This is a genomic window from Gilliamella sp. Pra-s52 (assembly GCF_009795805.1).
In the GTDB taxonomy this organism is placed as follows: Bacteria; Pseudomonadota; Gammaproteobacteria; order Enterobacterales; family Orbaceae; genus Gilliamella.
Genome location: NZ_WTEY01000006.1, coordinates 14,776 through 38,645, shown reverse-complemented (window position 1 = coordinate 38,645; position 23,870 = coordinate 14,776). Strand labels below are relative to the sequence as shown.

Below are 23,870 nucleotides of genomic sequence, written 5' to 3'. Positions count from 1 at the left end.
ATTAACATCGCTTTTAATAATGCCTTTGTAACTGTAATGAAATATTTACAGATAACCTGTTTTTTATTATAGAAAATTATCTAATTTTGCTTTATAGTAACTCAATATTTAGCTTATATGTAAAAAAAATATTACAGGAGCGTTTTATGCGTAATTCTATAATTAAACTTTGTATGTTACTGAGTTTATCGTTAGCAACATTTTGTTCTTTTGCTGATGCTGAACCTAAAGCTGAACAAAAATTTGTTGCTATCACCGCAATTGTTGAACATCCTGCGTTAGACAATGTACGCAAAGGTGTTGAAGACGAATTAAAAGATAACGGTTATATTAATGGCCAAAATCTAAAACTACAATTTGCCAGTGCACAAGGAACTAGTGCAAATGCAGCGCAAATTGCTAAACAATTTGCAGCAAGTAAACCTGATGTTATCGTTGGTATCGCAACGCCTAGTACACAAGCGTTAGTTGCTACAACCAAAAATATTCCTATCGTTTTTACTGCTGTAACTGATCCTGTTGCGGCTAAATTAACATCAAACTGGGAAGCATCAAAAACGAATGTAACAGGCGTATCTGATGCACTACCGCTTGATTCTCAAATTGAGATGATGCTAAAAATTAAACCGGATGCTAAAAATATTGGTTATGTTTATAGCCCAAGTGAAGTTAATTCAACAATTGTACTTAAAGAATTACGATCAGCACTTGAAAAACGAGGTATGAAAATCATTGCTGCCCCAGCTCAACGAACATCAGATATCTCAACCGCAGCTCAAAGCTTAAAAGGTAAGGTTGATATGATTTATACCACAACTGATAATAACGTCGTTTCCGCTTATGAAGCGTTAGCAAAAGTAGCTAACGAAAACAAAATTCCTTTGCTAGCATCAGATCCTGATTCTGCAGAACGCGGTGCTATTGCTGCTTTAGGTATGAGTTATTATGATCTTGGTCGACAAGCTGGTAAAATTGTTATTCGCATCCTTAATGGCGAAAACCCAGGTGATATCCCACCACAAGTGGGCAATATTACTCAACTAACAATTAACAAAAAAGCAGCTGAACGCCAAGGTGTCACTTTATCTGAAGATATATTAAAATCAGCCGCAAAAATTGTTGAAAAATAATTTTTAATTTTTACACTTTTATTATCATTAAACCGCCAATATTGGCGGTTAACTTTAATGGATTTTTGAATGTCTTTTGAATTTTTATTAGGCTCAACCGAAATTGGCCTTATTTATGCACTTGTTAGTTTAGGTGTATTTATTTCGTTTCGTTTACTGGATTTTCCTGATCTAACTGCTGATGGTAGCTTTCCTCTTGGAGGGGCGGTATGTGGTTTATTCATCTATATTGGCGTTGATCCTTGGATTGCAACATTTCTTGGCATGTTTGCAGGTTGTCTTGCTGGTGCAATGACAGGGTTATTATATGTCAAACTAAATATCTTACAGCTACTCGCTAGTATTATTGTCATGATGGGGCTCTATTCAATAAATCTTCGGATTTTAGGTGTTGGCCGTTATGTCACTGGTGAAGCGGATCAAATTGTGGGTACACCCAACCTATCATTATTGGGTTCGGATACAATTTTTACATCACTTCCTTTTGAAGGATCTATATCGCAATACCTTATAATCTTAGGGTTTGTCATTGTATTTTGGATGCTACTAAACCTATTTTTAAATACCCAAAAAGGCCTTGCTTTAAGAGCTACAGGGACTAACCAACGAATGGCAAAATCGCAAGGGATTCCAACGGATGGCATCATCATTTTAGGAATGGCGATTTCAAATGGTTTAATTGCGCTAGGTGGATCATTATTTGTACAAACACAAGGCAGTGCTGACATCACTATCGGCGTTGGCACTATCGTTATTGGGCTTGCCTCGATTATACTTGGAGAAAGCATCTTCCCAACAAAACGCATCTGGTCGATTATGTTTGCGATCATCTTAGGGTCTATCTTATATCGTTTATTTATTGCTTTTGCATTAAGTAATGAAACCCTAAAAAGTATCGGTGTTGGAACAGAAGATCTTAATATCATCACCGCATTATTAATGGTATTAGCACTTGTATTACCAAAACAAATAAGAAAACTCTCGAAGAAAAGAGGAAAGTAAACATGATTAAAGCAGAACAATTACATTTAACCTTTAATCAAGGTACGCCGATTGAGAATCATGTATTACGAGGGTTAAATCTTAACATCAGTGAAGGGGAATTTGTCACAATCATCGGCAGTAATGGTGCTGGGAAAAGCTCGTTACTTAACGCAATTAGTGGTGATTTACTGACTGATTCTGGCTGTATTATGATCAATGATAAAAATGTCACTCGATGGTCAGCATGGAAACGCGCGGGTATGGTTGCTCGAGTATTCCAAGACCCAATGGTTGGAACTTGTGAAAACCTAACGATTGAAGAAAACCTTGCTATTGCTTATAACCGTGGTAAAAAATTCACATTATCTTCAGCGCTTAACCGCAAAGCACGTTCGATATTTAAAGAAAAACTAGCAACATTAAACCTAGGACTTGAAAATCGACTAACCGACATGATGGGACTACTTTCTGGTGGGCAAAGGCAAGCTGTTAGCTTATTAATGTCAACTTTACAACCATCTAAAATACTACTTCTAGATGAGCACACTGCGGCACTTGATCCTAAAACGGCGCAATTTGTTTTAGATCTTACTGATAAAATCGTGTCACAAAACAAATTAACGACCATGATGGTAACTCACTCAATGAAACAAGCCTTAGAATATGGCACCCGAACAGTCATGTTGCATCAAGGGCAAGTAGTACTTGATGTATCGGGCGAAGAACGTGCTAAATTAACTGTCACCGACCTTTTAGCCATGTTTGAACGAACACGCGGTGAAAAGGTTACCGACGATGCTCTGCTTTTAGGTTAACCATTATCAAAAAGCAATATTTCTATTAGAAATATTGCTTTTTATCTATCGCAATTAATTCCATTACAGCCTAATTTGCCACGGGTGACGGGACATAACTTAAACCTAATTTATTAAGCTTATCTGTATAAAATTGCTTTATATCACTCCAACGATAATAAGGGTATTGCGCTGATTTTATAGGTAGATGCACTTCACGCTCGTTTAATAATACTTTAACTAATACAGGCTGATTTGCTTGTTCGCTTTTATAAAAAATCCATTGAATATTGGCCCCCATAGGAATAATTTTATCTGCTTGCCAAACGGCATAATAATCAAAAATAGACTCAGCAACAGTGGATGTACCTTCAATTTCAAGTAAAGTAGCTAAAGGTGAAATAGTTTCAGCATGAGCAAAACGCAAATTAGCATCAATATTATTATTCGCTATTGCAATATCGGCAGTGTTTAACATATCCCACAACAATGGGGCGGCAATTTTTATTTGGATACCATTGGCATCAAAAGCAGGACCAATTTCCAGATAATTTTTAGCTGTAACCACGGTATTAAGCCAAGTATTTTCATCAACCAAAAAATACGAATTAAGGTCAAGATAATTATCCTTTAATAATTGAGGCGAAAATGCTTGTAACTCTTGATACAATTGGTAAATCGCAATCACGAAATCTCGCGTTGTTACAGATGGTTTGTCGACAACTTCAATACCGCTATCTAGCTTTTGAATAAAATCATCAACAAAGATCTTTTTTGCAACCTGTTTGCTTATTTGTTGCGTTTTAGGAGCATTTTCTACTGATTTCACGGCATTTTTTACTATTTTACTGTGTTTATATTCATCATAATCTGGTGAATAATCAAAAAAACGCAATAACGTTTGCTGATCTTCGGGTTGCTGTGTGACATGGATATTAGGATATTTAGATTTGAAAGAACTAACGAATATTTCTGCGGTTTCTTTGGCTCTTGGTGAGCTAGAGGAAACAACATCAATTTCCTTTCCGTTAAACACAGTAGGATTATTGTTCAGCATTCGTTGACTAATCAAAGCTATATCTTTACGACCAAGATCGGTAAGTTGACCGTAATGATTTTTATTTAACTCACTAATACGAATTATTTGCCTCAATAAATCTTTTCCAAGGTTAGTTAATTTATCTTGCTTTTCGGCCATTGACAAAATTTGATAAGCAATATCTTCAGATTTTGACTTACTGATATAACGTGAACCATGTCGCCCGACATGATCGATATAAAACGCCACATACCCAACTGGTGCAGGAGTAATCTTTTGTTCGGTATCATATTGATAAGCTGTCTTAGACCCCACAATTATAGATTGTTGAGCAAAACTTACAGCAGAAAACGCACATAAAAAAACAGTAAACCATTTGCAAAAACGAACCGTAACCATACGCTTTTCCCCTTGAAATAAACAATGTTAATATACCATTAAAAATACTCTCAACATCACTACCTTATAGTGTAGATTAACATAAAAATTAAAATAAGCCGTACTTATCAAGTCATCGCATCAATAAAACACTACCTATAAAAAACTTCAAAAAAAAGATGATTATTTTTATAACACTCTTTTATTTTTTGTAAAAAAGATTATCTTATTAAGCACTCAACACAACTTTCCTTTAATTGATTAGATACAATGAAATTATACGGCCTTTCTGGCACAAAAATTTGCTGTGCATTAGTATCCTCATGCATAAACACCCCTTACAGCATTCCTCGTTTTATTAAAGACTTAATAGCCGGCATAACTGTTGGTATTATTGCTATTCCGCTAGCAATGGCATTAGCAATTGCCAGTGGAGTACCGCCACAACATGGCTTATATACAGCCATTATTGCTGGTTTGGTGATTGCATTAACTGGAGGATCACGTTTTAGTGTTTCTGGCCCAACGGCTGCATTTGTCGTTATTTTATATCCTGTTTCATTACAATACGGATTATCTGGACTACTCATTGCCACCTTATTGTCGGGGATATTCCTTATCTTTATGGGCATGGCTCGATTAGGTCGATTAATTGAATATATTCCACTCCCTGTTGTATTAGGCTTCACTTCGGGCATTGCCATCACTATCGCCACCATGCAAATTAAAGATTTTTTTGGCTTAACGCTTGAACATATGCCAGAAAGCTATATTAGTAAAGTCATTGAACTAACAAAAAACCTACCAACTATCAACATTGCTGACACCATTGTTGGTTTTGTCACACTAATGGTATTAATTGCATGGCCAAAACTTAAAGTAAAAATACCGGGGCACCTACCTGCACTCATTGCTGGCGTGATTGTCATGTTTATTTTTAATCAATTAGGCTACCAGATTGAAACAATTGGTTCACGATTCACCTACACAATGGCTGATAATACCATAGGGCACGGTATTCCATCCGTACTACCAGAATTTTCTTTACCGTGGCTTCATACTGAATTTAACTGGGATTGGTCAATGCTCACAGCCCTATTACCCATTTCACTAACCATGGCAATGTTATGTGCAATTGAATCATTATTGTGCGCAGTCGTATTAGACGAAATGACACACACCAAACACCACTCAAATAGTGAACTTATTGGGCAAGGTTTAGGTAATATCATTGCCCCATTTTTTGGTGGTATATCAGCAACAGCGGCTATCGCAAGGTCGGCCGCCAATGTCAAAGCAGGAGCAACATCACCTATTGCTGCTGTATTACATTCATTAGTTGTATTACTTGCACTTATTTGCTTTGCGCCAGCATTATCGTTTATTCCTCTATCTGCGATGGCCGCCTTGTTACTTATCGTGGCATGGAACATGAGTGCAGTTCAACGTGTCATTTATATCATCAAATGCGCCCCTAAAGACGATATTTTAATTATGCTTATTTGCATGTCGCTAACAGTACTATTTGATATGGTGATTGCAATTACTGTTGGAATTGTGCTGGCATCAATTCTATTTATGCGCCGTATTGCTCGAATGACCCGCTTAGTTGAACTAAACCAAAGCAACGATAAAACCCTTGCATTACGAATTAACGGCCCACTCTTTTTTGCTGCTGCTGAACGTACTTTTTCAGAAATATATCAAAAAATCAATGGTTATAAACACATCGTATTACAATGGGATGCCGTGCCTATTCTTGATGCAGGCGGACTCAATGCTTTAATACATTTTATTGATGAACTTCCTGAACATGTCGATTTATCGATTTGCGAGTTACAATTTCAACCATTAAAAACCCTTGCTCGTGCCAAAGTAGTGCCAACATCTAACAAAATCATGTTCTATTCAACATTAGAAGAAGCACTGAAAGATAAAGATTAATTTTAAATTTAGTCTTATCATATTTACTAATTTAACTGCACAGTCAAAGTTTCAGCAAAAATAATGACTGTGCAATAAATTAAAGCTCCACGACCTTTCTTTTTATTTTCTATTCACTATTAGCAAACGCATAGGTTTTAAAGATAATTTTAATTTAAAACCCAAAATTAACTTATAAAAACAGGAAAATAACATGATATCTAACAAAAACGAGCTACAAAACCTAAAACCAAAATCAAATTGGTTTATTTTAATTGGTGTTATTTTAATTGTATTAGGATGTTTAGCATTAACTTATCAGTTTATCGCCACTGTCTTTTCTGTCTATTTTATTGGTTCATTAATATTAATTGCAGGGATTGCTCAAGCATTACATTCATTTAACATAAAAAGTTTTGGCCAATCAGCTTTATGGGCAGTAATGGGGATTTTATATATAGTGATTGGCTTGATGTCATTTTTCCAACCCGTTGCAGTTTCATCGGCGTTAACACTAGTTATTTCATTCTTATTACTGATGAGTGGTTTTACTCAGTTATTTGCAGCGCTAAATAATCGTAATTTACCAAGCTGGGGATGGATTTTAACCTCTGCCATTATTACACTTATTTTAGGCTTTATGATTATCATAGGATGGCCATACGACAGCCTTTGGATATTAGGTATGTTTCTAGGTATCGACCTCATCTTCCAAGGTTGGGCTTATGTTGCGATTGGTTTTGCAATTAAAGCAGTAAATAAAAAATAAATTATGCCAGTGCTCACAATCAAGTAGCGATACGTTTAGCTATATGGCACAGGGTTCCTACTTATTGTGAGCAATCATTTATGAACATAATACAGCTTAATTGCAACAAACAACACGCCAAAACCGACTATTTATAGCTTTTATTGGTTTTTGCCTTAACTTCTTGCATTGTCTGCAAAATTCGATGATAGTTATCTAACCTTGATTGAGCGATTTCACCATCTTGCACGGCTTTTTGTAGTAAACATCCTGGTGTGTCAAGATGATTACAATCCCGAAAATGGCAACCGCCCAAATAATTATCAAATTCTTTAAAACCACTAATCACTTGCTGTGGTTCTAAGTGCCATAATCCGAATTCGCGGATCCCTGGAGAATCAATAATATCACCACCGTTTGGTAAGTGATAAAGTCTAGAGGATGTGGTTGTATGCTGACCAAGCCCTGATATTTCTGAAATATCTCCAATCATCGCTGATTGTGATTGATGCGGTAACAGCAAATTAATAATACTTGATTTACCCACACCAGACTGTCCAACTAAAATAGAAATCTTACCTTGTAAAATATCCTGTAATACAGCAATACCTTGTTGATGCTGGCATGAAACATACAACACTTGATAACCAATTTTAGTATAAATAGCCAATTGGCTTTCAACATTTGCTCGCTCGACATCGTTTAATAAATCAATTTTATTTAAAACAATAATCGGTTTAATATCTGTTGCTTCACAAGCCACCAAATAACGGTCGATAATATTAAGAGACAACTCTGGCAATACAGCCGATATAATCACAATTTGATCCACATTTGCCGCAACAGGTTTAACACCATCATAAAAATCAGGCCTAACCAATTCAGAATGTCGAGGGTGAACAGCTTCAATCACACCATTGGTATTAGGCTCTAAACTTTCACGCCACATCACTTTATCGCCAGTGACTAACGAAGGTAACGTTCGTCGAATACTACAGCGATAAATATTGCCAGTATTATCCTCAACATCAGCCGATTTACCAAAACGACTGATAACCACACCATCACGCGGTGATGAAAAGTTAGATAGGCTTTCATCTTGCTTTGTTGCTAACCGTTGTTGATGTTTAGCTGCCATGCGTCTTTTTTGATTATTGGATAATTGAATTTTTGCCATAGTACTCATTTTTTACTAAAACAGATTGCCAGTTATGCTACACTACTCAGTATCAAAAAGAAATTATCTATCACATATTATGACCAAACAAACACAAATTAATAGCAACAATCTAATTTGGATTGATCTTGAAATGACAGGTCTAGATCCAGCCGTTGATCGCATTATTGAAATTGCAACGATCGTCACCGATTCCGACCTTAATATCCTTGCTGAAGGACCTGTCATTGCCGTTCACCAATCTGATGAACAGTTAGCACTAATGGACGAATGGAACCAAAACACACATGGCAAATCAGGACTAATTGAACGTGTTCGCCAAAGTACCATCAGCGAACAACAAGCCGAATTACAAACCATTGAATTCTTAAAACAATGGGTGCCTGAAAACAGCTCGCCAATTTGTGGCAACACCATTGGGCAAGATCGACGTTTCTTATTTAACTATATGCCTAATTTAGAAAGCTATTTTCATTACCGCTATTTAGATGTCAGTACAATTAAAGAACTAGCCAAACGCTGGAAGCCCGAAATATTAAAAGGCATCAGTAAACAAAGTTCACACCAAGCACTTGAAGACATTCGTGACTCGATTGCCGAATTGGCTTATTATCGCCAACACTTTTTTAATATAACTATTTAATTAGTATGCAAATTTTATATACTATTTTATTATATTTACTACAACCTTTTGTCTGGCTAAGGTTACTTTGGCGTAGCCTTAAAGCGCCAAATTATCGTAAACGTTGGCTTGAACGTTATGGTTTTTGTAAAAACAAAGTCAAGCCCAACGGCATTTTAGTTCATGCGGTATCGGTAGGCGAAACCATCGCCGCAATACCACTTATCAAAGCACTTAAGCAACAATACCCGCATTTACCCATCACTGTCACCACCATGACACCAACGGGATCTGAACGAGTCAAATCGTTACTTGGTGATAGTGTCAGCCATGTTTATTTACCTTACGATTTACCTTGTGCAATCCATCGTTTTCTAAAAACAGTACAACCTAAATTAGTGATTATTATGGAAACCGAACTTTGGCCTAACATGATTAGCCAATGCCATAACAAAAACATCCCCCTAATTATTGCCAATGCTAGATTATCTGAGCGATCAGCAAACCGATACCGCAAACTCGGTTCTGCCATTAGCCACTTATTATCAAAAATCAGCACCATTGCCGCACAAAATAAGCAAGACGGCGAACGATTTATGTCATTAGGCTTACCGCCTGATCACTTAACCGTCACAGGCAGTATTAAATTCGATATTGAGCTAACCGAACAACAACAGCGAAAAATTGCCACGCTAAAACAGCAATGGCCATTAAATCGCCCAGTATTTATTGCCGCAAGTACCCATAATGGCGAAGACGAAATTATTTTAACGGCCTTTCAACGGTTATTACTCAAACATCCTGATTTATTATTAATTATTGTTCCCCGCCATCCTGAGCGCTTTAAAACAGTTGAAAAGCTAATTGATGACCGCAAACTAAATTACATCAACCGCAGTCACAATAATGCCCCAACGCGACAAACCCAAGTTATATTGGGCGACACAATGGGCGAACTAATAGAACTTTATGGCATTGCCAACATCGCCTTTGTTGGGGGGAGCTTAGTTGAGCATGGAGGACATAACCCACTAGAGCCAGCACTGCATCGCATCCCGATCATAAGTGGCAAACATTTTTTTAATTTTAAAGTAATTGGTGAACAACTCATTTCAGCACAAGGAATGCAAGTTTGTGCTAGCTCGGCTGATGCACTTTATTCAACGATTGATGCATTATTAAACAGTCAAATTAATCGCCAACAAATGGGTGAACACGCCTATCAAGTATTAAAACAAAATCAAGGGGCATTAGGTCGGCTTCTTGCTATTATCAACCGATATCTTAAAAATAAGGATTAATGGTGACCTCAAAAGAAGGACTATTACTTGTAAACCTAGGCACTCCAAACGCCGCAACGCCAGAAGCCATAACGCAGTATTTAACTGAGTTCCTGCTTGATAGGCATGTTGTTGATCTGCCTAGACTGCTTTGGTATCCGCTTTTAAAGTACCGCATAATCCCTAAACGCGTACCTTATATTATTAAGCATTACCAAAAAATCTGGATAGAGGGTAACTCGCCATTATTGCATTACAGCCAATTATTATGTAACAAGTTACAACAGTGTTTACCCAATGTGCAATGCGAATTAGCCATGACTTATGGTGATCCCACTATGCAATCGGCATTGAATCATCTTAGCTCATGTACCAAAATTACAGTATTGCCCCTCTTTCCGCAATACTCAACCACCACAACACTTGCCGTACTAGATAAACTTAACCAACTCATCAACCACAATCAAATCACTGCAGACATTAACTACATTCGTGATTATGCGGATCATCCAAGTTATATCAATGCACTATATTTGCAAATCAAACAGGCTTTTCAACAGCAAGGCGAGCCGGAAGTGCTCGTTCTGTCTTACCATGGTATTCCAGAGCGTTATATTCATAAACGAAAAGACGATTATATAAAACGCTGTAAACTGACCACGCAATTATTAATTGAAAAGTGCCAAAAAAATGACATAAACCTGCCGATTGAAATGGCTTACCAATCCAAATTTGGCAAAGGTAAATGGGTCGAACCCAATACCAGTGATGTATTAAAACAGCTAGCCAAACAAGGCATAAAAAACGTGCACGTCATCTGCCCAGGTTTCTCGGTAGATTGTATTGAAACCCTTTATGAAATTGATGAAGAAAATCGAGAACTATTTTTTAATGCAGGAGGAAAAACGTTTTATTATATTCCCGCATTAAATGAGAGCGACTTACAGATTAGTTTTATCATAGAGCTAATTAATCATACTCAACCGCTTACATTTAAAAACTTATGCTCAAACACCTTATATTCAAACACATAGTCTCCTAAAATTTTTTACAGAAGCAAAGTGACTTAAAAAGATTATGCAAGACTGGTGATTGTAAATGTTCAAATGATTCAAATTCACAAATATTAATGCTAAATAGCTGTCTATCTCTCCTATAATTTATGGCGTATGATAGGATATTATTAATAATTGAGTATCTGAGCACTGAGGAGCAAATTAAATGAAAATCATCATCATTGGCGCTCAAGCCGCAGGCGCAAGTGCCGCCGCAAAAGCCAAAAGAATGAACCCAGAGGCAACCATCCGTATTTATGAAAAATCAAATATTGTCTCGTTTGGCGCTTGTGGTTTACCCTATTTCATTGGTAACCACTTTACTGATGCCAATGAAATGATATCTCGAACACCAGAACAATTTCAAAAAGATGGTATTGAAATTAAAACGTTACATGAAGTAATGACGATTGATGTTAATCAAAAAAAATTAACCATAAAAGATCATAATACTGGCCATTGCTTTGATGACAACTACGATAAATTATTACTGGCGGTTGGCGCAAGTCCTATCATACCAGCTTTTAAAAATGATCAGCTAAAAAACATTTTTACATTACGTGATCTGCACGATGGATTAGCAATCAAACACGTATTATCAAACAAAAATACCCAAAATGTTATTGTTGTCGGTGCTGGCTATATTGGGCTTGAAATCGCTGAATCGCTGGTCGCCTTACAAAAAAATGTCAAATTGATTCAATTAGATGACAGAATCCTAGTCGATGCGTTTGATGAACAAATTACCAGCCTAATTGAAGAAAATATTAAACAACATTGCGACCTACACTTGCAAGAGCGAGTTCTTAGCTTTGAGGGATCACACAATGTCACCCATGTAATTACTGATAAAGGACGATATCCTGCTGATATCGTTATTATTGCAACGGGAGTAAAACCAAACAGTGATATCTATAAAGATCTTGGCATCAACCTACTTAAAAATGGAGCCATAATCACTAACAGCTTAGGGCAAACCAATATTGCTGATATTTATGCCGCTGGCGATTGCGCCGCGCTTTACCATAAAGTTAGCCATTCAATGGTATATATCCCGCTGGCCACAGGAGCAAACAAGCTTGGTAAAATTGTAGGCGAAAATTTAGGTGGTGGACATTGCGAATATCCCGGCACGATTGGTACTTCAGCGTTAAAAGTTTTTGATATCGAAGCAGGACGCACGGGTTTAACTGAAAACGAAGCCCAAAAAGCCGCAATCCCCTATAAAACTGTCATAGTTAAAGATAAAAATCACAGTAATTATGTTGCTGGACAAACAAGTGTAACAGCAAAACTGATTTATCATGCCGATACGCGCGTGATTTTAGGTGGACAAATAGCGGGGGGGAATGGCGCGGTATTAAGAGTGAACACGTTAGCAACCGCTATATGGGCTAATTTGAAAATTGATGAATTAGCCATGATGGATTTTCTGTACGCGCCACCTTTTTCCAGACCTTGGGATATTTTAAATATTGCAGGCTCAATCGCAAAATAAACAACATATAATATATTTATAGTTAAACATCAAATCACGTAATTAAACATAGCACGTAATTAAACATAGATTGTTAACCAGATAACTGAATTATCAAAAGAGAGGCTAATTATGTCAGATGCCATTTTTCAGGGGACTTTTTTTGAAAAGTTCTTATCAATTACCCATTATCAAACCCTCATTGGTATTGGACTACTTCTCATCTGTTTTTTTGCGGTGATGAAACCGTTACAAGATAAAAAAGTCAATTTTTCAGTTCGTATGTTAGTTGGCTTAATCCTTGGTGCTATACTTGGTCTAGGCATTCAAGCTGTGGCGGGATTTCCTGATGCGGCAACCCTCTGGATGCAGGAAACCGCAACATGGTATGGGCTATTTGGTCGAGCATTTATTGCCTTTATCCGAATGCTAGTAATACCACTTATTTTTGTATCGATTGTTAAAGTGATTATCGACTTTTCGGGAAAAAAAAATCTACCTCAAATTGCATTTAGAGGAATTTTTTGGTTACTGTTTACAACAGCCATTGCTTGTATCATCGGTATTTTGCTAGCGAATCTATTTTCTTTAGGTGAAATAAGCTCAAGCTCTGTACATCAAGCGCAAGCAAAACAATACACCAATATTATTGATACCTTTGTAAATCTAATCCCAAGTAATATTATTGCATCAATGGTAAATGAAAATATTGTTGGATTAGTCATCTTCTCTGCCTTAATGGGGCTTGCCGCCAATAGAATGGAAAAGAAGAATCCACAACCTATTTCACTCTTTAAAACATTTATCGAAGCACTTTACAAGATCGTTATGTCCATTGCGATGACGGTTATTAAATACATGCCTTACGCAGTCATTGCGTTACTGGCTCGCACCATTATTTCTAATGGAATACCGGCCATTATTCAGGTCTCAAGCTTTGTTGCCGCCATCTATATTGCCACATTGATTATGTTAATTGTGCATATTGCCATTGTTTCGATTCATGGTATTTCACCAACTATGTTTATAAAAAAAGCGCTAGGAACATGGTTATTAGCCTTTACTAGTCGCTCATCAGTTGGCTCATTACCAATGACTATCTCAACATTAACCATTCGAATGGGAGTGAATACCGGCACTGCAAATTTAGTCGGCTCACTTGGCAGTACAATGGGAATGAATGGGTGTGCAGGTTTTTTCCCTGCTTTACTTGCCGTGATGGTAGCCCATATGGTTGGCATTGAAACAAATATCCAATTTTATATTATGCTTGTCATTGTGGTCGTTATTGGTTCAATCGGCATCGCCGGCATTCCCGGCACAGCAACAGTTGCCGCAACTGTTGTTTTATCGGGGATGGGGATGGCCGAATACTTCCCATTAATTGGAATGGTTTTAGCCGTGGATCCAATTATTGATATGGCAAGAACTTTAGCTAATGTATCTGGCGCTATGACAGCCGCAGTGGTAACCGATCGTGAAATTGGCCTTATGGATATGGGTGTGTATAACGATCCGAATATTACTCTTGAAAATGAGTCGTCAGAGGTTTGATAGCAATGAGGAGGTTGTTCTAAGCTGATGTTAGTGTTGATTTTAAAAATCAAAAAATTTAATAAAATCAACACTTTTTCTGACCGTTTTTTGCGGTTAAATGCAGTTATCCTGAGTGTGCTTTTATTGGTTTTACGGGTTTGTTAGTTGTTGGTGTTTAATGCTAATTATGCAAGCGGTTGATTTTTCTTAAAAAGAGCTAAACAAAAACTTCAATAAAATCAATACCTTTCCTGACTGATTTTTTAGCGGAAAATCAGGCCTTTTTTTGTTTTTGTGAATAGAATAAATTAAGTGCGGTGGTTTCGGACGTTTTGACTTTTTGCGAATAAAATAGCCACAGTGACCACGTCCGAGCCAAGGGAATTTAAAGCGAATTCCCTTAGCAATCCCTCGCTTTGGCTGCAGAATGTGGCCTTCGGCAATACTCGTATCATCCTGATACTCGCCTCTACGAGGCCACCTTCGCTATGCTCAGGTGTTCAAATTTGTTCCAGACAAATTTGTCAAGTGCGCCACAAACTCGCCAAACATCCCTGTTTGGCGTGCTAACCTCACTCTGTTGTCGGCACATTCTGACGCCTGAATAAGGCAGATAGTATAGTCGATTGTTTTTTAATTATGTGATTAATTTTATTTTTTATTGCCGCCTATACGGCGTTAAGGATGTAATAAAGAATTTTATGATGCTCAAGATTTTTCTAAACCGCCTATACGGCGTTAAGGGAGAACTCAAGATTTGATAAATCTCGTTATATAAAGATAAACAACAATTTTGGCTTTGAAAACCCTTTTTTTAAGCTGTTTTCTAATGCATTGATTTTATTTAATTTTAAATTATCGTAAAAAAAAGGGTTTGTAGAGGTTTATATTCAAAAAAACGGATAGAAAAAACTTTAATAAAATCAGTACCTTTCCTGACCACTTTTTTGCGATTAAATGCAGTTATCCAGAGTGTGCTTTTATTGGTTTTACGGGTTTGTTAGTTGTTGGTATTTAACGCTAGTTATGCAAGTGGTTGATTTTGCTTAAAAAGAGTCAAATAAAAACTTCAATAAAATCAATACCTTTCCTGACTAATTTTTGAGCATTTGATAGTATGTTTTTTTATAGAAAATTCCCCCAATAAAAAACCTCACACCATTTTCAAAAATCATATTTGAAAAATAACAAGAAATTAACCTTATTTTATTTTAGAATTAGGTATTAATAAAAATAATCATTAATTTCACTATTACCATTATTCAATAAACACTAACCGTTAATAATGAATGATTGGAATTTTGTTAAGGAAAGGAAATAGTTAAGTGATAAAAAAAAGATTAAAGAGCGCTTTATATCTAATAAGTTTGGCTTGCTTTTCAATGTCGTCGTATGCTGATGATGCAAGACTTTATGTGCCTTATAAGAATTTGTTACTTGATCGTAGCGGTAAGGTGATTGTCGATAATGTGCAGGATGAAAATACAATAACGTATAAGGATCATTATTGGATTATACAAAAAAATAATGATGTTTTTTTTAATAATTCTAGGCAAGTTGAAAACTTTGAATATTCTTTTGATAAACAGGGTGATATTTTAACTTTCAAACCCGGTGGGTCGTTGAGGTATTTGGGTAATGAAAGAATTGCTTATTACTATCAAGATACTAAGGCATCAGTTTTAATTGATACCGATGGTCATTTAATTACCCCTAAAGGCGTTTATTATAAAAAAATCTATCCATTTAATAATGGCTACGCTGAAGTAAAAACGCAAGATAATAAACAGGGTTATATTGATTTGCAGGGGCAATTTGTTAGTAAGAACCCCAATGAGCTAAACAGCAAATACAATCCACATTGTCAAAACGTCACCCTCGATAAAATCATGCAGCTGTGTTACAAACATAACAGCAAATATCTTATTAATAAAAAAACCGGTAAAGAAGTGGATGTCGGTATACGAGCATGGGAGATGAATAGCTATCATTTTGATAATAATGTAGATCTTTCTGGTCAATATTTTTGGGTGAAAAATTATCAAGATAATTATGAGGTATATCAACTTTATGATTACGAAGGGACTATGATCTATGAAAATAATTTTTATCAAGTCACCCCTTTTTATGGTTCGGTAAGTTGGGTTAAAAAGGATAGCAATGAAGATCAGTATCGTTTAATTAATTCTACAGGCAAAACTATCGATAAATACGATAGTTATAGTACCGTTCAAGTCGGTGATCATGTGCTGTTTTATGCTAAAACCAATTTACCCAAAAAAGACCATAAAGATGGGGGAGTTTTAACCAAAATTTTGGATCAGGATGGTCATGTTTTATTCTATGAAGATAAAATCGATGAAACCCAAAACAGTGCTTGTAAGCAAGATTTGATCGTTTTGAAAGATACGCAAGGTAACATTGTATGGCCTTTAGATATTGAAAAAGAGTGTTTATTGAACCGATATGTTGATGAATCGGTCGTAAGAGATACTTGGATGAATAAAAAATATAAGGTCGTTGATATTCCCGAAGATAAAATCGGTGAAATTGCCAATTATTTTGTCATCAAAAAACAAAATAATAAACAGAACAATACAATAAAACATACCAAAAATGAAACCTATTTAGTTGGTCCTGAAACGGTTAATATTAAAGATATTGCTGATTTAGCTATACCAGATGGCTATATTTATTATGAGAGGCCTTTTCTTGAAAAAGGCTGTAATCGTTTTTTGATGCCAGCATATAGCAATAATAATCAATTGTGTATTTCTGTACATAATGTTGGCTATATTGATTTAAAGGCAGAAAAAAAGCGGTTTGATGATCCTAAGCTTCTGCAAGAAATAAAAGATAATTTACAACGTAAAGCGATAAATTACCGCAATCGCTATCAACATTTTGAATGGTTAATAGAACCACAATTAGATGTTGAAAATCACACAATGAAATTTGGCTATCGTTATATCTTTGAGCATATCGACGAAGATAATAGGCAAGTAGTTACTACTAGTCATCTGATTGCGCAAGTCATTTTTGTTAAAGATCATATGATTGTTTTAACTAACAATCCTGACGATACCTTTTCTAACTTTACATCAATGGAAATTGATTGGGCTAAGCAAATTAAGACTCGACCAGACTATCAACTTGATAGGCTACCTGCTTATCGTTGTAGTCAATTTCCGTTAACAGATTCGGTGCTTTCAACAAAAAACTTTGATTATCTGAATAAGGGACGTTGTTTTCCAATGTCGTTAACCGAACTTATTTATCCTAAAAAGCAACAAAAAAATTCAAAAGAATTAACTAGCTTGCAAAATGCGTTGTTTTTTGAACCATCTTACTATTATTCTAGTACAGGTATAGGACGTTAAGACTTTATGAAACTTAAGAAATATTTATCATTTTGCCCATTATGCATGGCATTGATGTTAGCCATCGTGAGTAATGAGTCACGTGCTGATGCGACACTTAATTTAACATCTGAACAGTGGCAAAAAGAAATTCAACAACGTTTTGATGCAATTAATGAAAATGGCGAACCCGTTGAATGTGTTGTATTTGAATACATTAGTCATTTCCCTTATCACTTTGATTATTCTAGCTTGATATCAGAGCCCCTATTGATGGCGTTCGATGCTGAATTAGTTGATGAGTCGATCACGGCAATAAGTAATTCTAGTCGAGATTATCAATACACTTATAACCTAACCGAAAAAGGGAAACGCTACTACAAAACTTGGCCTAAATTAGAGAATTCTGGTTTTTGTTTCGGTAAAGTTACGGTTGAAAAAATAAACAAAACCGATAAAGCTGGTAATTATGTTACTGTTGAGTACCAATATAAAGTGGCTGATTTTCCTGCCAATATTGAGCCTATTTTATCAAAACAAGATTCGTATATTAATAATCCATCAAAAACCGCAACCGCTACATTTAGTTTAGATAAAAACAATCAGCTTTATAGCGTGTCAGGAATTGGTTTAATTACCCACATCTACGGAGGATGGGATCAATAATGAAGTTAAAAACACTATTTATGCTGCTTTGTGGTTTGTCGCTTGTGGCTTGTGATAACAACATTAATAAAGATGAATTACAATCGACAATCAATAATAATCAACCATTGTGTTATTCTTTACCTAAAGAAGTAAGACGATTTCCTAAAGATATTTTTGATGACAATATCGTTGAAGATAATCTGAATGATGAACTAGTAGATATTTTTGTCGATTTAAACTTATTAACTAAACGTAAGTTATCCATAACCAAGTTGGATGGGTCATTAACTTATGCCACAAGATATCGATTATCCCAAGAAGGTAAAACGTATTTTAATCCAGAAAAAGATGGTTTTTGTTTTGGCAATATTAAAGTCAATGATGTGTATAAAACTGAATCGATTTCAGAAAGGTATAGTCAACGCAGTAAAAAATCAAAATTGGTCTATTATCATTATTCATTTAGTGATATTCCTGATTGGGCAAAAGATAAACGCCTAACGCAATATTATATAACCCCTTCGCTCAATACCGAACGGCTTTATGATGCAAAGGCAATTCATTATCAATCTAGTTTATATTATTCTTCATTTCAAATTGAGGAATCCGAATTAATTAAACTTCGCTAAATGGATGGAAGATCGTTATCTATTTTGTAATGCACTTAAATAAATAAGATGTAGTAATATGAATAATAAAAAAATTTTGTTTTTGTTGACCATGTTTTGGGCTTTCCCTTGTTGCACATTTGCAAGCGTTATCTATCAAGAAGATTGGTATTTAGCTTTCAAAAGGAAAGATAGCGTTGCCCAATATCAAATCGCTCAGGCTTATAACCCTTTAATAAAAAAGGATAGTTTTTATTGTCGCTCTGATCAGTTATATTTCAAACATAGCAAGAAAGAATTGTCAGGTTGTCGCGATAAATCTGCCGATAAATATATCGAATTGTTAACAAAATCAGCCGAAAACCTATACCCTATCGCCCAAGCAGACTTAGGTGTTGCTTATATTAAAGGGGAATTAGTGTCCAAAGATATTAAAAAAGGACTTTATTGGTTAGAAAGGGCTGCTTCGCCGATTTCAGACAAAGCAAAATTTCGAATTATTGAAGGTACATTTTGGTTAGCACAACCAGATGGTAAAGAATTTGGCGTCGGCGAAGCCCATTATTGGTTAGGGTTGCTTTATCACGAGGGGACAGAGGTTAAAGCCGATTATGCTAAAGCAATCAAGCATTATAAAATAGCAAGTCAAAGCACCGATTGGGGGGGTTATAACCTGGCACAATATCAACTATATAAACTCTATCAAGATAAGCTCAACGATCCCAAAAAATCACTCTATTGGCTTGAAAAGACTGCAAACAATATTAGTAAATATGCTGATAAACAAACGTTAGAAACGTCAACGCAAATGGTCAATTACTTTTTGGATGGGGGGCAACCTGACGGTTCAAAATTAAATACCCCTAATTACCTTTGGGCAGCCAAATGGTTACTAAAAATAGTCGAACAATCTGACATACCAGAAAAATTAAAACAAAAAGCCGCTTTCCAGTTAGGGTGGTTTTATTTAAATGGCTTAGGTGTAGAAAAAGATATTGGAGAAGCAGTAAAATATTATCATTTAGGTATAGAACAAGGTGACCTAACGCACCATCAGATGGACTTAACAAAATATAGATACGTTACATCTTCAACTGATATGCCATTGCAAGATCAATTTTTACATCAGTTTATTATACCATTTTATATAAATAAATTTGATAGTGCTGAAGCCCAAAAAGTTATCAATGTTGTTTTTGCTGATAACCCTAAAGATAAAGAAGTTTTTTATGAAAAACTGATAGAAAATCAAGTCGAAACATTTCAAGTTGACAATTATTTTTTCTTACGTGAATTTAAATCTATTCCTCTTTTGCTGGAACTTGCCCAACAACAGGAAATGGCTTATGGTTTTTATCGTGATGCTAGAAATATTGAAGGTAAAACAACCAATGAATTGATAGTTCTTTATCAATCAGCATTAAAAATTGAACCCAACAATCCGACAGTGCTTTATCAATTTGGTACGTTATATGACTTTATTATTGAAGACGAAAAGACAGCAATAACCTATTACCAACAAGCGGCTGAATTAGGCAATTCAAAAGCGAATTATCGGTTAGGTGTCATTTATTATTTAGGTAAAGGCGTTGAGCAAAGTTATCATAATGCTTGGCAATATCTTGATTTGGCAGCTAAGCAAGGTTATCAACCTGCACAGGATTTTTTAATCACAATTGATAAGTCTCACCCTGAATTTGATTGGTTAACAACCCAATATCTTAACCACCAACAAATTTACCATTCCCCAACGGTTATGGTTGATGGCATGGATTGGTTACAAACTCAAAGCGAAGTCGAGCAAAACGATAAAGCCATATATCACCATGTAAGGCATGATACAAATGGGAATGGACTAAAAACGTATCAAAGTTGTAAAGCCGCATTGTCACTTGCTGCTAATGGCGATACTTTTGCTCAAGATGAGTTGTTAAGTCAAATGAATAACCGTGCAGATTCTTTTATTTGTACACCTAAGAAAGAGTTGCTCTTTAGTTGGATTGATAGCAGTGATAAAAATGATAAAAAGAAAGCTTTTTTAAAAGCACAATATTACAAATTATCAGAACAATATAAACAATTTGATACAATGCTTAAAGCTCAAATTGCAGATAATAATCCTTATGCAATTTTTGAACTAGCAAAAAAACAGGTTAATTTGCCAAATAATACCGTGCTACCTTATATAAAAACATTACTAAAATCAGGCAACCCAGCTGCTGCTAGGCTTTTAGCTTTTTATTGTGAAAATAAAAATAAGTCTGAATATATTAAATCAGTTTTGTTACAAAATGATTTAAGGCAGTACTATTCAGATCCTGAATTTAGCGAATACTATCAAAAAAATCGCTTCTCAGAATACTTTGATGAAAATTTAAAATTATCTTCGTCTGATATTTATAAAATATGGTTTGAACTTGCACAAATGCATGAACAAGGAATAGAAATTCCGAAAAATAATGTATTAGCTTTAGTTTGGTATCGTTTATTAGTTGAATATAATCAAACCCAAGCAATAAAAAAAGTAGAGCAAATCACTGCTCAATTAACTGAAGAACAACAACTAGAGGTCAATAATATATTCAATGACTATCGTAAGTTATATCGTTTTCTTCCGTTAACGCATTTGGATATTAATGAATAATAGACTAAGTGATAGTGCTTAATTAAAGTAAACCACCAAATTCAATACGGACTGGTGTTTAAATAGTTAATATAGGTAAATAAAGTATGAATAGTATTGTTATTGAAAACAAAAAAAAACCAATTACCCTCAAAATACTTTGGGCATTAGGCGCTATTTTTTTAGTATTGGTGGTTAGTGGTGGCTATTATTTTTTTAAGAATAATACTTTTGTTACTAGTCAACCAGTATCTCAACAACCAAAAAATATCAAAATTAAGTATGTTACACCTAAATTTTTTGGTTATTATCAGCATCCTATTGTATTCAATTGTATCAATTCTATTGAATACGATGAAAAGCTCATTGAAGTTCAAAAAATAGACAACATCTCACACAGCAAAGAGGAGCTACAAAAAATACGCGAAAATTGCATACCTTTTTAGTAGGTCAAATTCATGTTAATCAAATAAAAATTTGACCACTTTAATTATTATAAATAAAAAGGACGCCATCTGCGCCCTTTTTTATATTGTTAGATGTTCAAAACTAAAGTGTCTTTAACCAAGCTTTAACATCGTTACCCAAACTTTTGTGGCGCATTGCATATTGAACAAAGGTTTGTACATAGCCCAATTTATTACCACAGTCATGGCTACGTCCCTTTATGCAATAAGCATCAACTGGATCTTCTTCTAGTAGCATTGCAATCGCATCAGTTAACTGAATTTCACCCCCTGCGCCTAATGGCGTTTTAGCAAGTAAAGGCCAAATCTTTTCAGATAATACATAGCGTCCAACTACAGATTGGTTTGATGGTGCTTTGTCAATCGATGGTTTTTCAACAACGCTATACATTTGTGCTACATTGCCTGCTGATAGCGTTTCACCACGGCAGTCAACAATACCATAGGAAGAAACTAACTCTTTTGGCACAGGCTCTACCATGATTTGGCTGTGTTTGGTTTCGTGATAATTATTGATCATTGCAGCTAAATTATCTTGAGTCAAATCACTATCGTATTCGTCAATAATGACATCAGGTAAAACAACAGCAAAAGGTTCATTACCAACCAGAGGATAAGCACATAATACTGCATGACCAAGCCCTTTTGCTAAGCCTTGGCGAACACTTGTTATTGTGACATTTTTAGGCAAAATACCTTGTACTTCTTGCAATAACTGACGTTTAACACGCGCTTCTAGCATTGCTTCTAATTCAAAACTGGTGTCAAAGTGGTTTTCAATCGAGTTTTTTGATGAGTGAGTAACAAAGATAATTTCGGTTATGCCGGCGGCAATACATTCTTTAACCACATATTGAATTAGTGGTTTATCAACAACAGGAAGCATCTCTTTAGGAATGGCTTTAGTTGCAGGTAACATACGCGTACCTAAACCAGCTACGGGGATAACCGCTTTTCTTACTTTTCCGCTAACCGAACTTTCTAAATGTAATGTCATTTTATTTCCTTAAAACAAATTAGCCAACAATGGTATTGCTCGTACCTTCACACGGCGACCATTAACAAATGTATTTTTGACTCGTACTGACTTTAATATATAAGCAATCCAAATACAGGTATAAATGATTGCAATAAAACTACTACTAAACATAATAAAGAAGATAGGAGATTTATTACTTTTAATAAAATATAGATATGTATAAATTCTTAAAAGAAAAAATAAATAATTTAGACCTACTTCAAATAAAAAAACAATTTAACACAAATTAAAATTAACCCACCTTTTAATCCTTTAAGTCTTTTCCCTTAGTTATTTTTATTCTTATTTAATAATTGATAAGTCACTAGATTCAATTAGTAAAGGATTATCCCTGTCTTTGGCTAAAGAATCAATAGCGATATAAACGATTTGGCAATTTTGCAACACGGCTTGCCTTACTACAAATTTGGCCTTGCGATCACGCGCTTCTTTTTGTGTTTTGCGAATATAAAGATCATCATATCCATCGTCATATAAAGAAGCGCTTTCTAGTAGGCTTGGCGTTCGCCAAAAAGTTTCTTTAGGATAGTCACGGACTAAAGTTTGTCCCGTTAATTTGCCTTTTATGCCTGCATAATTAGATGGTAAGTGTTGGCTTACTCTACTTTGAGCAATATAAACATACTGATAACTTGGGGTATCTGCTGGGAGGGTATTTAATAAAAACTCAATACCCGATAGGATTGAATATTGACAATTTTCCACAGTTAAAGGTGCGGTTCGTAAATTTAACGAACCGCACCCAACAAGTAAAAATAATATAACAAAAGACAAACTACGTAGCATTTTTACTCTAAAAAAAGTTAAAATGCTAAAATATTTCTAGACATATATAACCTTAGTTACATTTTATCACTTACTTTTTCGGCAGTATGTGAAATAGCCTTTCCACCCGATTCAACATCTTGCCCAACACCTTTAACAGTGTTACATCCAACAACCAAAGTCGTCATAGCTATACCTAATATTAACATTAACACTTT

At 35.3% G+C, this 23,870-nt stretch carries 20 protein-coding genes; 15 read left to right on the top strand and 5 right to left on the bottom strand.

Annotation, left to right across the window (positions count from 1 at the left end; genetic code table 11):
- Positions 1-173: 173 nt before the first annotated feature.
- From GQ594_RS06260 to GQ594_RS06250, 3 genes are all read left to right on the top strand, one after another.
- Positions 174-1,130, top strand: coding sequence for an ABC transporter substrate-binding protein (locus GQ594_RS06260; RefSeq protein WP_160411877.1), 957 nt, complete (start codon positions 174-176; stop codon positions 1,128-1,130).
- Between the two features lie 69 nt (positions 1,131-1,199).
- The gene (locus GQ594_RS06255) at positions 1,200-2,132 is read left to right on the top strand and encodes an ABC transporter permease (protein ID WP_160400954.1); all 933 of its coding nucleotides are present in this window, start codon (positions 1,200-1,202) and stop codon (positions 2,130-2,132) included.
- 2 nt (positions 2,133-2,134) lie between these two features.
- On the top strand, positions 2,135-2,929 hold the full coding sequence (locus tag GQ594_RS06250) for an ABC transporter ATP-binding protein (protein WP_160411852.1): 795 nt from the start codon (positions 2,135-2,137) through the stop codon (positions 2,927-2,929).
- Positions 2,930-2,999: 70 nt separating this feature from the next.
- On the opposite strand, the gene GQ594_RS06245 is transcribed toward GQ594_RS06250, so the two are convergent.
- The gene (locus GQ594_RS06245; protein ID WP_160411853.1) at positions 3,000-4,346 is read right to left on the bottom strand and encodes a histidine-type phosphatase; all 1,347 of its coding nucleotides are present in this window, start codon (positions 4,344-4,346) and stop codon (positions 3,000-3,002) included.
- 249 nt (positions 4,347-4,595) lie between these two features.
- On the opposite strand from GQ594_RS06245, the gene dauA reads away from it, so the two are divergent.
- Positions 4,596-6,269, top strand: a complete 1,674-nt coding sequence (dauA, locus tag GQ594_RS06240) for a C4-dicarboxylic acid transporter DauA (RefSeq protein WP_160411854.1) — start codon at positions 4,596-4,598, stop codon at positions 6,267-6,269.
- Between the two features lie 193 nt (positions 6,270-6,462).
- On the top strand, positions 6,463-7,017 hold the full coding sequence (locus GQ594_RS06235; RefSeq protein ID WP_160411855.1) for an HdeD family acid-resistance protein: 555 nt from the start codon (positions 6,463-6,465) through the stop codon (positions 7,015-7,017).
- A gap of 127 nt (positions 7,018-7,144) precedes the next feature.
- On the opposite strand, the gene rsgA is transcribed toward GQ594_RS06235, so the two are convergent.
- Positions 7,145-8,173, bottom strand: a complete 1,029-nt coding sequence (gene rsgA, locus GQ594_RS06230) for a small ribosomal subunit biogenesis GTPase RsgA (protein WP_160411856.1) — start codon at positions 8,171-8,173, stop codon at positions 7,145-7,147.
- A gap of 79 nt (positions 8,174-8,252) precedes the next feature.
- Between rsgA and orn the strand changes: the two genes are divergently transcribed.
- The 10 genes from orn to GQ594_RS06180 all read left to right on the top strand — a co-directional run bounded on the left by orn (position 8,253) and on the right by GQ594_RS06180 (position 21,827).
- Positions 8,253-8,816 carry an oligoribonuclease gene (gene orn / locus GQ594_RS06225; protein ID WP_202112496.1) on the top strand — a complete coding sequence of 188 codons (564 nt, stop codon included), beginning with the start codon at positions 8,253-8,255 and terminating at the stop codon, positions 8,814-8,816.
- A gap of 5 nt (positions 8,817-8,821) precedes the next feature.
- Positions 8,822-10,096, top strand: coding sequence for a lipid IV(A) 3-deoxy-D-manno-octulosonic acid transferase (waaA, locus tag GQ594_RS06220; RefSeq protein ID WP_160411857.1), 1,275 nt, complete (start codon positions 8,822-8,824; stop codon positions 10,094-10,096).
- A complete protein-coding gene (hemH, locus tag GQ594_RS06215; protein ID WP_237398487.1) occupies positions 10,096-11,109 on the top strand; it encodes a ferrochelatase in 1,014 nt (337 codons plus the stop codon). Before waaA ends, hemH begins: the two co-directional genes overlap by 1 nt.
- A 187-nt stretch (positions 11,110-11,296) precedes the next feature.
- Positions 11,297-12,628, top strand: coding sequence for a CoA-disulfide reductase (locus tag GQ594_RS06210; RefSeq protein WP_160411859.1), 1,332 nt, complete (start codon positions 11,297-11,299; stop codon positions 12,626-12,628).
- A gap of 111 nt (positions 12,629-12,739) precedes the next feature.
- Positions 12,740-14,161, top strand: a complete 1,422-nt coding sequence (locus GQ594_RS06205; RefSeq protein ID WP_160400944.1) for a cation:dicarboxylate symporter family transporter — start codon at positions 12,740-12,742, stop codon at positions 14,159-14,161.
- A gap of 1,364 nt (positions 14,162-15,525) precedes the next feature.
- The gene (locus tag GQ594_RS06200; RefSeq protein ID WP_160411860.1) at positions 15,526-17,523 is read left to right on the top strand and encodes a WG repeat-containing protein; all 1,998 of its coding nucleotides are present in this window, start codon (positions 15,526-15,528) and stop codon (positions 17,521-17,523) included.
- Positions 17,524-17,529: 6 nt separating this feature from the next.
- Positions 17,530-18,168, top strand: a complete 639-nt coding sequence (locus GQ594_RS06195; RefSeq protein WP_160411861.1) for a hypothetical protein — start codon at positions 17,530-17,532, stop codon at positions 18,166-18,168.
- A complete protein-coding gene (locus GQ594_RS06190; RefSeq protein ID WP_160411862.1) occupies positions 18,168-18,779 on the top strand; it encodes a hypothetical protein in 612 nt (203 codons plus the stop codon). The genes GQ594_RS06195 and GQ594_RS06190 overlap by 1 nt, the downstream gene beginning before the upstream one ends.
- A gap of 58 nt (positions 18,780-18,837) precedes the next feature.
- The gene (locus GQ594_RS06185) at positions 18,838-21,402 is read left to right on the top strand and encodes a tetratricopeptide repeat protein (protein ID WP_160411863.1); all 2,565 of its coding nucleotides are present in this window, start codon (positions 18,838-18,840) and stop codon (positions 21,400-21,402) included.
- An 86-nt stretch (positions 21,403-21,488) separates the two neighbouring features.
- Positions 21,489-21,827, top strand: coding sequence for a hypothetical protein (locus GQ594_RS06180; protein ID WP_160411864.1), 339 nt, complete (start codon positions 21,489-21,491; stop codon positions 21,825-21,827).
- Positions 21,828-21,930: 103 nt separating this feature from the next.
- Here the strand turns inward: GQ594_RS06180 and galU are convergent, their stop codons facing one another.
- The 3 genes from galU to GQ594_RS06160 all read right to left on the bottom strand — a co-directional run bounded on the left by galU (position 21,931) and on the right by GQ594_RS06160 (position 23,861).
- Positions 21,931-22,845 (bottom strand): UTP--glucose-1-phosphate uridylyltransferase GalU, encoded by a 915-nt coding sequence (galU, locus tag GQ594_RS06175; RefSeq protein ID WP_160411865.1) that lies wholly within the window; start codon positions 22,843-22,845, stop codon positions 21,931-21,933.
- Positions 22,846-23,169: 324 nt separating this feature from the next.
- Positions 23,170-23,673: a hypothetical protein gene (locus GQ594_RS06165; protein ID WP_160411866.1), complete on the bottom strand. Its 504-nt coding sequence runs from the start codon at positions 23,671-23,673 to the stop codon at positions 23,170-23,172.
- A gap of 56 nt (positions 23,674-23,729) precedes the next feature.
- Complete coding sequence (locus GQ594_RS06160) at positions 23,730-23,861, bottom strand: entericidin A/B family lipoprotein (RefSeq protein ID WP_202112501.1); 132 nt, start codon at positions 23,859-23,861, stop codon at positions 23,730-23,732.
- Positions 23,862-23,870: the final 9 nt, after the last annotated feature.

Coding starts and splice junctions, on each gene's coding strand:
- galU (WP_160411865.1), bottom strand. CDS start 22,845: ATGACATTACATTTAGAAAGTTCGGTTAGCGGAAAAGTAAGAAAAGCG.
- GQ594_RS06235 (WP_160411855.1), top strand. CDS start 6,463: ATGATATCTAACAAAAACGAGCTACAAAACCTAAAACCAAAATCAAAT.
- hemH (WP_237398487.1), top strand. CDS start 10,096: ATGGTGACCTCAAAAGAAGGACTATTACTTGTAAACCTAGGCACTCCA.
- GQ594_RS06180 (WP_160411864.1), top strand. CDS start 21,489: ATGAATAGTATTGTTATTGAAAACAAAAAAAAACCAATTACCCTCAAA.
- GQ594_RS06205 (WP_160400944.1), top strand. CDS start 12,740: ATGTCAGATGCCATTTTTCAGGGGACTTTTTTTGAAAAGTTCTTATCA.
- GQ594_RS06250 (WP_160411852.1), top strand. CDS start 2,135: ATGATTAAAGCAGAACAATTACATTTAACCTTTAATCAAGGTACGCCG.
- GQ594_RS06195 (WP_160411861.1), top strand. CDS start 17,530: ATGAAACTTAAGAAATATTTATCATTTTGCCCATTATGCATGGCATTG.
- GQ594_RS06160 (WP_202112501.1), bottom strand. CDS start 23,861: ATGTTAATATTAGGTATAGCTATGACGACTTTGGTTGTTGGATGTAAC.
- GQ594_RS06260 (WP_160411877.1), top strand. CDS start 174: ATGTTACTGAGTTTATCGTTAGCAACATTTTGTTCTTTTGCTGATGCT.
- GQ594_RS06185 (WP_160411863.1), top strand. CDS start 18,838: ATGAATAATAAAAAAATTTTGTTTTTGTTGACCATGTTTTGGGCTTTC.
- dauA (WP_160411854.1), top strand. CDS start 4,596: ATGAAATTATACGGCCTTTCTGGCACAAAAATTTGCTGTGCATTAGTA.
- rsgA (WP_160411856.1), bottom strand. CDS start 8,173: ATGGCAAAAATTCAATTATCCAATAATCAAAAAAGACGCATGGCAGCT.
- GQ594_RS06210 (WP_160411859.1), top strand. CDS start 11,297: ATGAAAATCATCATCATTGGCGCTCAAGCCGCAGGCGCAAGTGCCGCC.
- waaA (WP_160411857.1), top strand. CDS start 8,822: ATGCAAATTTTATATACTATTTTATTATATTTACTACAACCTTTTGTC.
- GQ594_RS06165 (WP_160411866.1), bottom strand. CDS start 23,673: ATGCTACGTAGTTTGTCTTTTGTTATATTATTTTTACTTGTTGGGTGC.
- orn (WP_202112496.1), top strand. CDS start 8,253: ATGACCAAACAAACACAAATTAATAGCAACAATCTAATTTGGATTGAT.
- GQ594_RS06190 (WP_160411862.1), top strand. CDS start 18,168: ATGAAGTTAAAAACACTATTTATGCTGCTTTGTGGTTTGTCGCTTGTG.
- GQ594_RS06255 (WP_160400954.1), top strand. CDS start 1,200: ATGTCTTTTGAATTTTTATTAGGCTCAACCGAAATTGGCCTTATTTAT.
- GQ594_RS06245 (WP_160411853.1), bottom strand. CDS start 4,346: ATGGTTACGGTTCGTTTTTGCAAATGGTTTACTGTTTTTTTATGTGCG.
- GQ594_RS06200 (WP_160411860.1), top strand. CDS start 15,526: ATGTCGTCGTATGCTGATGATGCAAGACTTTATGTGCCTTATAAGAAT.